The following is a 12,772-nucleotide window of genomic DNA, read 5'->3' on the forward strand; positions in this document are numbered from 1 at the left end:
CACACCCAAGCCCGGACGCGGGCCTTTTTTGTAGGAGCGAGCTTGCTCGCGAAGGGGTACACACAAAAGCTTCGCCAGCAAGCTGGCTCCTACAAAAGCAGGGTGAGCGGTATCGAACCTATACGTCCAATGGCCCCGCCGTAACCCGGATAAGTGCAGCGCCATCCGGGGGCAAGGCAAAGCCGCTCATTCACCCTTGGCACAAGTCCAGCGCGTCTTATCGCCAATGATTCTTCCCGTTGGCGTGTCATGGCGAATGCGAAACGAAGGCATTTCGCTGGCAAAAAAATGGTCTGTCCAGGGCGAGGCTCAAGGACGCACCACGCAGCCAAGCCACTATTTTGCCATACCGCAAACGCCCGAGTTTGAGGCCGCTGCACCGCTTCGCTTCCTCGCTTGCCCGGCCCTGGTTGCTGGACTATATACACCTTCCCAGTCGTATCCCCTCCGTGCGGCTTCCCAGGGAGAACGGACTCTCATGGACCTTTCTGCCCATTCGCCAAGTCGGTATTCGGACATCGAATTCGTCGGTGCCAGCGCATCGGTGCTGAAGTTGTTGAAGATCGCCGACGATGTATCGGAAACCAACGCCCCCATCCTGATCACCGGCGAATGCGGTACCGGCAAGGAAATTCTCGCCAGACGCATCCACCAGCACAGCCAACGCCGCAACCGTCCCTATGTCGCCGTCAATTGCGGGGCCATCGCCAGTTCGCTGGAGGAGTCCGAATTGTTCGGCTACGTGCCCGGCGCGTTCACCGGCGCCAACAAGCGCAAGCAGGGGCTGTTCGAGGCGGCGAATCACGGCACGGTGTTCCTCGACGAGATTGGCGAATCCAGCCCCGGCTTGCAGGTGAAACTGCTGCGCGTGCTGCAGGACGGCGACTACGTGCCGGTGGGCTCGGCGCAAACCCACCGCTGCGACGTGCGGATGATCGCCGCCACCAACCGGGACCTGTGCGAGGCACTGGGACGCGGGGCTTTCCGTGCCGACCTGTACTACCGGCTGGACGTGGTGCGCCTGCGGGTTCCGCCACTGCGTGAGCGCATGGAAGACATCCCCCTCCTCACCCGCCACTTCGTCACCCGCTACGCACGGACCTACGGGCTACCCACCCCGGAAATCCGCTCGGACTTCTACGCCAAGCTGCTCCAGCAGGACTACCCGGGCAATGTCCGCGAGCTGTCGAACTATGTGCACCGGGCCATGGTGCTCAGCGGCGGCGCGCCCCTCACCGCAGCGTTGCTGGACCAGCTCCCGCCCACCATCCAGCCGGCCCGCCCCGTGGAGCCGACTTTCCCGCCGCGCCCGTCGGTGCCCGCACCGAGTGCGGCGGGAATTCCCTTCCACGAAGCCAAGAAGCACCTGATCGAGACCTTCGAGCGCGAATACCTGATCGCCGTGCTGAACGAATGCGGCGGCATCATCTACCGTGCCGCTAAGCTCGCCGGCATGAGCGAGCGCGGTTTCCATCAGAAGCTCCGCCACTACGGGATCGACGGCACCGGCTTTCGCAGCGGTACCTGAATACGCCGTGTTTGCGGAAGCCCATCTCCGCAAACACTGAAGCGTACTTCCGTCTCCCCCTTATCCAACCTCCTCCCATCTTCTGCAGGTCATTGATCTGCCTGTCATTTTCAAGAGAACGCAAATCCGGCACGAAGCCTGCTCCAGTTCCCTCGACACGTCGATCACGTCCGGCCCGACGGACGGGGAACACACCACAGGAGTGACGGCCATGCCGAGATACGCGCAAGCCTGGGTCGAAGACGATGGGGAATACGCCGATCCCTATCCGGCCATTCGCGAGGTGCTGTCGGATGCCTATGCCGACGCGGCGCCGGAGACCATCGAACAGCTCGTGGAAACTACCTATCCCGGCCTCGCCGCGGAGGACCTGGAAAGCTTCTTCAGCACCCTGAGCCGGGCCGGCCAGGCGGTCGGCCAAGTGGCCAAGCGCGCCCTGCCGGGCGTGGTCCAGGGCGCCACCGCCGGAGCCGCGCTGGGCCCCTGGGGCGCGCTGGCCGGCGGGATCGCCGGTGGAGCGCTAAGCGCCGCCACCTCGGGAGGCGCCCGCCGTGCTCCGCGGCGCGCGGCCCCGGCACGCCGGCCAACGGCGCCTGCCGCCCCGCCCCGTACCGCCGGCGCGCCGGCCGCCACCCAACTGCTGCGCACGCTGTCGCGCCCAGAGGTGAGCCAGACCCTCCGCTCGCTGGCGATGGGCGGTGCCGGCCGGCGCAACGTCAACGTCGGCGGCCAGAGCGTCCCGGTCGGCGCCATCACCAATCTGCTCGGCCAGTTGCTGGAGCGGGTACAGGCGGAAATGCACGGCTTCAGCGTGGGCGAGACCAGCGGCACCCCGGCCTACCTGCTGGACGACGCCGGGGAATATGTCGTCGACCCGACCGATCCGGCGCAACGGGCCGACCGGGTCCTCGAACTGTTCGCCCGCGAAGACGCCGAAGCCGCCGAGTCGCTGCGCCCGGTCGAGGTGGTCTACATGGAAGCGGACGACGACGCCTGGGATGAAGACGAGGAGTTGGACGGCGAAGCCCTCTCGCTCTACGAGGGCCTCGATTACGACGCGCTGGACGACGACACCTACTGAGCCGGAGGAAGCCGCCATGCCAGGCATGCAGGAATTGCTGCAACAGATGCTCAGCGGACAGCAACCCGACCCCGGCGCGATGAGCGCGCTGTTCGCCGAGCACGAGGACCCGCGTATCCGCCTGATGGCCCAGTTCATGGGCCAGGACAGCGGCGCGCCGGATCCGGGGGACGAGGCGGCCGAGGTGGAAGCGGAAATCCTCAGGGACGCCCTGCCGCCCTCCGACTCGCTGCGCCTGCGCCGCCGGATACGCCACCTGACCGAAGAGCTGCACGCCGCCCAAAGCATCGGCGACACCCTCGCCGCCGCCCTGGGCGCCTGCTACCTGTGCTGGGGCGAAGACGACGACTGCGAACTCTGCGACGGCCACGGCCAGCCGGGCTGGTGCGAACCCGACGCCGAACTGTTCGCCGGCTACGTCGCACCGGCGGTCGCCCGCCTCCAGCAGCCATCACCGGGTTTACCGGAGGGTTCGGAAGAATCCTCTTTCAGCATGCCGCGCGCGAGCGTCGGCCCATCCAACAGGAGTGAGATATGAGCATCTACGAGATGGCGGCAGAGGACGACGATGTATTCGTCGAGGAAGACGAATTCCTTGCCGAGGATGTCGACGAAGCCTTTACCGAAGAAGACGAATTCGACGAACGCAAACGCCGCCGGACCCGCCGTCCGCCGCGCATCCGTGCCGGCCGCACTGCCCAGGGTCGCGGCTTCGTCAAACCCAAGCCCTCGCGCCAGCCGGTGACCACCGCGACCCTGCAGGCCAGCCTGGAGCGGGTGGGCCAGGACATCCGCACCAACGCCGCGGCGATCAAGCGCCTGGAAGCGCAAGTGAAGTCCGCCACCAGCAAGCTCAACAGCATCGACAACGTGCAGGACAAGAGCATCGCCGAGCTGCGCAAGGAACTGAAGAACCAGGGCGGCGCCTCGCAGCAGCAGAACCAGATGAACATGCTGCTGCCGCTGTTGCAGAAGTCGCCGGAGCTGGAGGCCAGGCCTGGAGCCAATACCGAAACGGCCAACGACATTCTGGGCGCCGTGCAGATCAAGAAGCAGGATTTCACCCTGCCGCTGATCATGATGATGATGGCCTCCACCCAAGCCAGCGCGACGGCGGGCGGCGCCAACAACAGCATGAACATGCTCCTGCCGATGGTCCTGCTGCTGGACAAGTAGGCACGCGACCCTCGACCCGCGAAAGGAGAACGCCAAGATGTTCGGACAGATCAACCCCATGAACTTCATCGTCGCCCACCGCCTGGCGACGAACCAGAACGTCGACTCGAAGACCGCCACCCGCCACGCCCTGGTCGGCTCGCTGTTGGGCGAAGGCATCCTCGGGCCGGTCATCGCCCGCCAGTTGGCGATCCGCGATGCCGCCGCCATCCCGCCCGCGACGCGACCGGCCACCGGCGCGCCCGCGGGGAGCACGGCCAACCCCCTGGAAAACATCAGCCAGACCCTGCGCACCTGGACGGAAGCGGAGTCGCAGCGGGACGCGGAAGACCTCAAGCGGGCCAACGAGCTGATCGCGCAGGCCAACGAGCGCAGGCACCAGCGCACCGAGGCGCTCAAGGCGCTTTGCGAAAGCCTGGGGGCACTGAGCACGTGCAGCACCGGCCCGGCGACGGGAACGACCGAGGAGCCCAAGGATACGGCGAGCGCGGCGTAAGAGCCGTTTACGATCTGCTGCGCATCGGCCCTGCTGCGTTGAAAACAGGTCGGGCCGCGCAGGTCGGGCCGCGCAGGCTGGATCGCCAGCCCGGTCGGACTGCTCATTTGCAGCTCGTAAAGTCGAAGCGACCCCAGCCGCTTCCTCGCCTACGCGGCCCGGCCTGTTTTCGTGGGGCCGCCGAGGCCTTGCATGGCTCTAGCTCGCGAGATCGTAAACAGGCTCTGTGTTCGTGCCGCCGCCCCTCGCCATCGACAGCGAGAGGCGGCGGCATCGGACCGGGAACACCGCGCGTCCCAGCGGACAGCGATCCCCCATGCCTCAAGGCCGAGGACACATCATGGACCCCGCGCTCCGGCAATTGCTCGGCGAGACGGATTCAGGCGAGATCGAGGCCATCATCCGCCTGGCCACCCCGCCCCGGATACCGCCCGGCGTACGCCTCGTCGCACGCTTCGGCGAGACCATCGCTACCTGCCGCATCGCCCATGACCAGGTGGTGGAAACCTGGGCCGACGACGCGGTGGTCAGCCTGAAGGCGGCTCGCCCGTTCAACGACGACGAAGGGACCGCCGAAGGACATGGCGCCCCTCCGGAAGACTCCGCCCCACTGGACCGGCGCCCGGCCGATCTCGACACCACCGGCGAGGGCGTGATCGTCGCGGTGATCGACTGGGGCTTCGACTTCGCCCACGACAACTTCCGCAACGACGATGGCTCGACGCGCATCCTCGCTCTGTGGGACCAGACCAGCCGGGCCGACCCGGCACCCCAACCTTACGGCTATGGGCATGTGTTCAGCCGCGAGGATATCGACGCCGCGCTGGCATCGCCGCGTCCCTATGCGGCGCTCGGCTATCATCCCGGCGTCGCCGACCGGGGCGGACAGGGCTGTCACGGCACCCACGTGCTGGACATCGCCGCCGGCAACGGCCGGCTGCCCGGCTCCCCCATGGGGGTGGCGCCCCGCGCCGAATTCCTGCTGGTCCACCTGGCGACCCGCGGGACCGACGGCGAAGCCAACCTGGGCGACTCGGTGACCCTGCTCGAAGGGTTGGACTGGATCCGCCGGCAAGCCGGTCGCCGCCCCTGGGTGGTGAACATGAGCGTCGGCCGGCACGGCGGCCCGCACACCGGCCTGACCCTGGTCGAGCTGGGCATCGACGCGCTGCTCAACGAGGCCCCCGGCCGCTGCGTGGTGCAGAGCGCCGGTAATTACTACGCGTCCAACGTGCACAGCGGCGGGCAGTTGCGCCCCGGCGAAACGCGCCGGCTGCGCTGGCAGGTCGGCGCGGCGGACCGCACGCCGAACGAGCTGGAAATCTGGTACTCGCGCCACGACGCCCTGGGCGTGACCCTGGTTCCCCCGGATGGCCGCGGGGCAATGACCGTACCCCTGGGTGGCGACGCGCCGATCCTGTCCGGCTCGCGGACCGTCGGGCACTTCTACCATCGCGCCCGCGACCCGAGTAACGGCGACAACCACGTCGACATCTTCCTGGAAACCGACGCGCCGCCCGGCGAATGGCAGGTGCGCCTGTACGGCGACGACGTGGTCGACGGCCGCTACAACTGCTGGGTGGAGCGCGACTCGGCGTGCCGCACCTGCCAGTCGCGCCTGCACCCACAGGACGCCGACCCGCGCAGCACCACCGGCACCATCTGTAACAGCCAGCGCAGCATCGCGGTCGGTGCCTATGACGCCGAGGACCCGGACCGCCCGCTGGCCCGCTTCAGCAGTGCCGGCCCGACGGTGGACGGGCGTATCAAGCCGGATCTGGTCGCACCCGGCGTACAGGTCTGGGCGGCCCGTTCCACACCCCGGCGCTCCGACACGCCGCGCCCCGCGCTGGTGGCCAACTCCGGTACCAGCATGGCGGCGCCCCATGTCACTGGCGCCGTCGCCAACATGTTCGAAGCGGCGGGCCGCGCGCTGTCCATCGAGGAAACACGCCGCCTGCTGCTGGGCAGCACCGAGCCGCCCGCGCCCGACGACGACCCGATGCGGATCGGCAGCGGCTACCTGGACCTGCCCCGTGCCGTCGAGACGACCCGGGCCTGGGTGCGGGCTCACCCGCTGCAGCCCTATCCCGGCGAACGCCTGACACCCCGGCCCCGCCCGCCCGCCGCCAGCGGGTTCCCCACCGCCGATATCCCCATCCGGGCCGGCCTGACCGTACGGCCGCTGGCCGAAGCGGTGGAGGCCACCCGTGAATCTCCCCTGGAGACCGCCATGGCACACGAACGCTTCATCCCCTACGCAGAGAACGAACCCGAAGACGCCGAGGCGCTGATCGAAACGGCACTGGCCGAGGCCATCCCCGGCCAGTCCCTGTACGATGCAACGGGCGCCCCGGCCGGCGTCGCCGACCTCTTCGACAGCCTGGCGGGCTACCACGGCGAAGCCATGCGACGGCACTACCAGCAGTTCGTCGAGGTGGTCGGCGCGCCAGGCGAGTCGGTCGCCGGTCAGTTGCGCCCCGGCGACATCCTGCTCGAACGCGCCTTCGGCGAGGGTTCGCTGGCCAGCGCCACACTGATCACCGAGAACGACCTCGATGAATTCGACGAAGGCAGCGACTGCTCCCATCCCGACTGCGAATGCGTCCGCTGCCGCCGCGCCGGCCGCCGTCGGCGCCTGGCGCGCAATCGCCTGGTGGTACGGCCACGCGCCGCGGCCGACACGGCGATGGAGTACGACGAAGATGTCGAGGCCCTGGAATGGGGCCTGCCCGCGGACGACGAAGAGAGCTACCCCGACGAAGCCGTGCCAGCGCCGCCAATGGCCGTGCCGGCCCGCGACCCGGTGCCCTTCGCCCCGGACCCTCCGGCGGGCAGCTACTGGCCCATCGTGACCAGCCACCCGCGCGGCCGCGAGGTCAACTACCGGGCAGCGGACGGCTCCTATGTCGGCGCCCAGGCGGGCCGGGCGTTCCTCGCCAGCCGCAGCAGCGGCGCGCGCTACCACGTCGGGATCGACCTGTTCGCCAACCTCGGCGATCCGGTGGTGGCCATCGAGGATGGCCGTGTCATCAGCTTCTACGGCTTTTGCTGCGGCGAACGGATGACCACCAATGCACTGCTGGTGGAGCACAGCAATGTGGTGGTGAACTACGGCGAGGTCGCCCCCGATTCGCTGCGGCGAGCGGGCCTGGCGATCGGCTCCAGCGTGACGGCGGGCCAGGTCATCGGCTATGTCGGGCGCAACCCCGGCGGCAGCAGCATGATCCACTTCGAGACCTACGTGCCCGGCACGCGGCGCAACAGCCGCTTCCCGGTGGGCAGCCGTCGCCCGGCGCCGCTGCTGAACCCCACCTCGTACCTGCTCTGGCTGCAGACCCATGGGCGCACGCCCGGTGGTTCGGCCGGCGGGGGTACAGGCAGCGGCGCCACGGGAAGCGCCGGCACGGGCTCCAGCCCCAGCCCCAGTGCGACCGGCACCCTCGGCGCCCTGCTCTCCGCCGTCGGCTCGGCGGCTTCCGCCGTGATGGAAGCCCTGCGCAACGGACTCTGGCCGAACGCCGTGCGCCTGGCCATCGCGGGCGGGCAACGCGACCCGAACGCGCTGACCAACCTGGTGTTCTTCGCCCGCCACCCGGAGCGCAACGGCCGCCCCCTGGCGCAGGGTGAACCGGACTTCGCCCGGCTGAGCCGGGAGTGGCTGGACATCCGCAACAATCTGGTCCGCCCGGCCCTGGCCGGTGGCGCCAGCGAAGGGCTGGACGACGATGGCGCGGAGGACGCGGAAGCACTCGACGCCAGCGGCGTGCGCGCGCTGCAACAGGCACTTAACCAGTTGATCGGGGCGAACCTGGTAGTGGACGGCATTTCCGGCCCACGCACCCGCGAGGCGGTGCGAAGCTTCCAGAGCCGGCAAGGGCTGGTGCCGGACGGCATCGCCGGGCCGCTCACCCTGGGCGCGATCCAGACGGCCCTGGCCCAATTGCAAGGCGGCGCCACGACGCCGACACCCCCCACCGTACCCGTCCCACCCGTTACCGTCGCAACCGCCTGCGCCGGCCTGCGCTGCCCGGAGACCCTCGACGGCTTCGCATTCGGCCAGGCCGAGGTACTGCCGCAGCATGAGCCGCAGTTGCAGCGGATCATCGGTTGCGTGCTGGCGAGCACCGCCTCGCCGGCGCCGATCCGCCATATCGATCTGGTCGGCTATACCGACGACGTCGGCTCCGAAGCCGCCAATCTCCAGCTCGGCCAGCGCCGCGCGGAGGCGGTCAGGGAATTCATCCTGACGGGGATCAACCGCGCGCAGCCGGGCATCGGCGCGCAGATGCGCATCAGCGTCGCCTCCCAGGGCGAGCGGGCGCAGCGCCCCGACCCGGCGCAGAGCCGGCGGGTCGAGGTGTTCATGGCGACCCCGCTGACCGACGCCGAATGGCACAACCTGGAACTCTGGCTGGGCCGGGGCGAAGTGGGTGTCGAACCGCTGACCGCCGACGCCGACCGCAACGCCCTGATCGTCGCCGAGGCGATCTTCTGCGGACGCAACCTGATCCGACTGGTGACCGGCACCGGCGAAGACCCACTGCTCTGTGTGCTCTCCGACGTGACCCGCGCCGATCCACGGGTGCGCCAACTGGTGCCGTTCGTCACCGCGCGCGGGCCCATTGTCCACTGGCCGCTGGTGCCGGAGGACGAGCGCATCCTGTACGTGATGGAACATCTGGTGGATGACCATGGCTTTCCGGTGAACGGCGCGGCGGGGCTGGTGGGCAACCTGTTCGCCGAATCGGGAGTGCTGCCGAGCCGCATCGAAGGCAGCGGCATGGCCACGCCCCTGACGGCGCGCCACTGCAACGGCACGACCGCCACCTTCACCGCCGAGGAGGTGATGAACCGCGCCTGCTCGGTGAGCAAGACCCGCCCCTGCGGGCGGAGCAATCCGGGCCAGGGGCCTTGCATGCCCGGCATCGGCCTCGCCCAATGGACCACCGCCGCACGCCGGCGGGAACTCTTCCAGCACGTCTTCCAGGGCCGGCCGGCAGGCTCCCGCATCCTCTTCGACATGGATGCCCAACTGGACTACCTGAACAGCGAGCTGACCGGCCGGCCCGGCTTCGCCGGCGTCGACCGACTGCTGCGGCGGGCGACGGTGGGAGTGGACGAGGCCAGCGACGAAGTCGTCTACAACTTCGAGATTCCGGGCGCCATCCTCGACGCGCAGAACAACAAGCTGCCGCGCAGCAACCCGGCCGTACAGAGAGTCTTCGGCCGGCGCCGGGGCCTGTCGCAACGTGCCCTGCGGGTCTACCGCGCCCGGCATCCGGCAGCCGCGGAAGACCTCGATGCCCTCCCCGACTTCGAAGCCGAGCTGGACGACGCCCTGCCAGAACTGGCAAACGAATCGCCGGAACCCAGCGAGCCCCCACGCACCGGCGAATGGGCCGAAACCTTTTTGCTGGATGAAGAAGTCGCCAGCGCCGCCAGCCAGTTCGTGCGCTGGGTGCAGAGTTCGCTGAACCGGGTCCTCGGGCTTTCCCTGGCGGTGGACGGCGTGGCCGGTACACAGACGCGCCAGGCCATCCGGCAATTCCAGACACGGGAGGGCCTGACGGTGGATGGCATCGTCGGTCCGCAGACACGCTCGGCACTGACCCGCGCCGTGAATCGCCTCGGCGCGCCTGGCACGGCTGCGCCGACGGGCGGCGGCGGATCAAGCGGAAGCACCCTCAGTACCTGCGCCGGCCTGCGCAGCCCTGAAGTCATCGACCGCTTCGAATTCAACCGCTCCGAGGTGCTGCCGAGCCACCAACCGCAGATCATCCGCATCGCCCGCTGCATCGTCGCCAGCCAGCGCACCGCGAGCCCGATCAGCAACCTCGATGTCGTCGGCCATACCGACCCGGTGGGCACCGACGCGGCCAATCTCGACCTCGGCCGGCGACGCGCCGAAGCGGTCAAGCGCGAGCTGTTGCGCACCATCGACTGCATCCTGCCGGGCACCGCCGCACGCGTCGCGATCAATGCGTCCTCCCAGGGCGAGACGCGCCCGGTATCGAGCCCGGATCCGGCCGCCAGCCGGCGCGTAGAAGTCTTCATGACCCTGCCCGCGATGCCCCGCCCCACCGTGCCGCCTGTCCCACCGGTGACACCGCCCCGGATACCGCCGGAGCCGCCGGAAGTCCCGGACAACGTGCGCGATCTGTTGCGCCGCGTCCGCGAGGCCCTGGAAAGCGTCCTGCAATGGGTGCCGGACGCCGTACGCGACACCCTATGCCCGGGCATCACCGCACCGAGAAACCTGCGCTTCCTGTCCGCCGCCGAGCAGACGGAAGCGCGCAGCGTCTACGCCGGCAGCCTGGACTTCAGCCGGATCATCATCACCGACGGGCTGGGCTGCGGCGGCCGGCCATTCACCGTGGCGTTCCCGGTCGGCTCGGACTGGTGGGTCGCGCTCAACCAGGGCACGGTCGCCAGCTTCGCCACCCGCCCCCGCTCCGACACACTGATCCACGAACTCGCCCACGCCTGGCAATCGCAACACCACGGCAGCGACCCGACGGCCTTCATGCGCAACTCGATCATCAACCAGGCGGGCGCCGCCGCACTGACCGCTCTCGGCCAGGAAGCCAGCGCCTACGCCTACATCCCCGGCAAGCCGTTCGCCGAGTACGGCGCGGAGCAGATCGCCGAGCAGGTGGAGGACAGCTACAACGGCACCGGCAGCCCGACCCCGGCCGTCGCCCGGCATGTCCGCTCGGTGGCGGCGGGCGTGGCCGACCCGGACAACGAAAGGAGCCTGACGGTGAACACGGCCTTCGAGCGGCGCTCGACCAGCGGGGTGGTCTGGCCGTGAGGGGAGGTTTGGCATGACGAATTGCCCTGACACTAGCCATTGCCAGAGCCCCACGGAAGAGGTGAGACCAACTCCGACGCCCCGTCAGGAGGCCGAGCGGAATCGTCGTGTAGGGGGTTGAGCGGTATGGATGCCGCGAGAGCCTTGATGGGCCAGGGATGGCCCTTCAAGGCGGGCCCCCGGAACGGCGATGGAGCGAGGGAATCCCGGCGCAGCCGGGGCTGGATGTCGGGGCAAGCCCTCTTGGTTACTTCTGGGGCGACTGCCAGAAGTAACTCGCCGGGGGGCGAAACAAGAGGGCTCTGCTGAACTCAGTAATTGGTTTGGCTCGGACCTTCTAGCCACGCAGACAGAGCATTTCCCCTCAGATGAGGGGGTACATCATGCGCACGGAGCTTGAATATCTTTCTTCAGGCGACTTCGATTGACCTGGAATGGAACCACGAAAAACGCCGCCCACCTCGGAGAGGCGGGCGGCGTTCGAGTCAATACAGGCCTTTGCCCTGCCCTTGACCTTGCCCCTGGGGTTGGGGCTGCCATTTGCCACTGTTCCCCTTGTTACTGCCGCCACCCTGTTTCATGGGTTGGCCTTTCGGGGCACTGTTGATCAGGCCGTTGCCTTGCTGCTTGCCTTGGCCCTGGTAGTTACCCTGGCCTTGATAGCGATTGCCCTGGCCCTGGTAATTGCCCTGGCCTTGATAGCGATTGCCTTGGCCCTGGTAGTTGCCCTGGCCTTGGTAGCCATTGCCTTGGCCTTGGTAGTTACCCTGGCCCTGATAGCGATTGCCCTGGCCCTGGTAGTTGCCCTGGCCTTGGTAGCCATTGCCTTGGCCTTGGTAGTTACCCTGGCCCTGATAGCGATTGCCCTGGCCCTGGTAATTGCCCTGACCCTGGTAGCGGTTGTCCTGGTATTTGTAATTGCCCTGGCCCGGCTGGTTACCGTAGCCGCCTCCCTGGTAGCGATTACCGGGGTTGTTTCCATACCCCGGGGCGCCCTTTGGGGCGGGGTATTTTTTGTACAAGCCCGGCGGTACGTAGCGGTAGTCGCGGACGTTCCAGGGGCCGTCGTAGTGCGGCGACCAGTACCATCCGCCGTCGCGCCAGCGGTAGTAATAGCGATCGCCGAAGTAGAGGTGGGCATGGCCGAGGCTCACATAGACGCGCAGGTCCGGGTCCCAGCGCCAGCGTCCGTAAGGAGGAGGACCATAAGGAGGCGCGTAGCCGCCACCATAGTCGCCCGTGTGCACCGTGCAGGCCGTCAGTGGCAGCAGCAGCGCCATCAGGAGCAGCAAGCGAAACTTCATGGAAGGACTCCTCCGCGTTCAGGTGCTCATATGACCGCAAACGAAGCGGCAAGTTGCCATCGTTCCCAGCCGAGGTGACGGCCGGCCATGTGGGTTGAGGTGCAGGGTTCTGTTTGCGCTGAATGAACTCGTGTAGGGGCAAGTCTATTTATTCGCCCGTTTTGTCTTGCGTGAGCCGATGGTGATGCATATGGCTTGGCTCCGCCCCCTCACCCCAGCCCTCTCCCCAAAGGGGCGAGGGAGCAGTACGTGCGGGCCCGCAACAATCGTGTAAGGGCGAATTCATTGGCTATGTCTGCGTTAGCTGTTGCAAGGGATAGAAGCCGAGCGATTCCTTCATGCAAATCAATGGGTTGAGCTCGTTTCCATAGCG

The 12,772-nt window shown here is 68.0% G+C and carries 7 protein-coding genes; 6 read left to right on the plus strand and 1 reads right to left on the minus strand.

All coding sequences use genetic code 11. The features are described from left to right. Positions 1-478 precede the first annotated feature (478 nt). The 6 genes from BZL41_RS18180 (at position 479) to BZL41_RS29140 (ending at position 11,095) form a co-directional block, all read left to right on the plus strand. Positions 479-1,528, plus strand: a complete 1,050-nt coding sequence (locus BZL41_RS18180; RefSeq protein ID WP_168191032.1) for a sigma-54-dependent Fis family transcriptional regulator — start codon at positions 479-481, stop codon at positions 1,526-1,528. Positions 1,529-1,739: 211 nt separating this feature from the next. Beyond that, positions 1,740-2,609 carry a hypothetical protein gene (locus tag BZL41_RS18185; protein ID WP_095600613.1) on the plus strand — a complete coding sequence of 290 codons (870 nt, stop codon included), beginning with the start codon at positions 1,740-1,742 and terminating at the stop codon, positions 2,607-2,609. A gap of 16 nt (positions 2,610-2,625) precedes the next feature. Next, positions 2,626-3,147 carry a hypothetical protein gene (locus BZL41_RS18190; protein WP_095600614.1) on the plus strand — a complete coding sequence of 174 codons (522 nt, stop codon included), beginning with the start codon at positions 2,626-2,628 and terminating at the stop codon, positions 3,145-3,147. After that, on the plus strand, positions 3,144-3,785 hold the full coding sequence (locus BZL41_RS18195) for a hypothetical protein (RefSeq protein WP_095600615.1): 642 nt from the start codon (positions 3,144-3,146) through the stop codon (positions 3,783-3,785). The genes BZL41_RS18190 and BZL41_RS18195 overlap by 4 nt, the downstream gene beginning before the upstream one ends. A 37-nt stretch (positions 3,786-3,822) precedes the next feature. Continuing rightward, on the plus strand, positions 3,823-4,281 hold the full coding sequence (locus BZL41_RS18200) for a hypothetical protein (protein ID WP_095600616.1): 459 nt from the start codon (positions 3,823-3,825) through the stop codon (positions 4,279-4,281). A gap of 340 nt (positions 4,282-4,621) precedes the next feature. Continuing rightward, positions 4,622-11,095 carry a phage tail tip lysozyme gene (locus BZL41_RS29140; protein WP_168191033.1) on the plus strand — a complete coding sequence of 2,158 codons (6,474 nt, stop codon included), beginning with the start codon at positions 4,622-4,624 and terminating at the stop codon, positions 11,093-11,095. A gap of 485 nt (positions 11,096-11,580) precedes the next feature. On the opposite strand, the gene BZL41_RS28765 is transcribed toward BZL41_RS29140, so the two are convergent. Next, complete coding sequence (locus BZL41_RS28765; protein WP_174706184.1) at positions 11,581-12,399, minus strand: hypothetical protein; 819 nt, start codon at positions 12,397-12,399, stop codon at positions 11,581-11,583. Between the last annotated feature and the right edge of the window lie 373 nt (positions 12,400-12,772).

This window comes from Pseudomonas sp. PIC25 (assembly GCF_002286785.1).
Lineage (GTDB): Bacteria > Pseudomonadota > Gammaproteobacteria > Pseudomonadales > Pseudomonadaceae > Pseudomonas_M.

What these genes read in the sequence shown, in the direction of transcription:
- BZL41_RS18200 (WP_095600616.1), top strand. Translation starts at nt 3,823, where the DNA reads ATGTTCGGACAGATCAACCCCATGAACTTCATCGTCGCCCACCGCCTG.
- BZL41_RS18185 (WP_095600613.1), top strand. Translation starts at nt 1,740, where the DNA reads ATGCCGAGATACGCGCAAGCCTGGGTCGAAGACGATGGGGAATACGCC.
- BZL41_RS29140 (WP_168191033.1), top strand. Translation starts at nt 4,622, where the DNA reads ATGGACCCCGCGCTCCGGCAATTGCTCGGCGAGACGGATTCAGGCGAG.
- BZL41_RS18190 (WP_095600614.1), top strand. Translation starts at nt 2,626, where the DNA reads ATGCCAGGCATGCAGGAATTGCTGCAACAGATGCTCAGCGGACAGCAA.
- BZL41_RS18180 (WP_168191032.1), top strand. Translation starts at nt 479, where the DNA reads ATGGACCTTTCTGCCCATTCGCCAAGTCGGTATTCGGACATCGAATTC.
- BZL41_RS18195 (WP_095600615.1), top strand. Translation starts at nt 3,144, where the DNA reads ATGAGCATCTACGAGATGGCGGCAGAGGACGACGATGTATTCGTCGAG.
- BZL41_RS28765 (WP_174706184.1), bottom strand. Translation starts at nt 12,399, where the DNA reads ATGAAGTTTCGCTTGCTGCTCCTGATGGCGCTGCTGCTGCCACTGACG.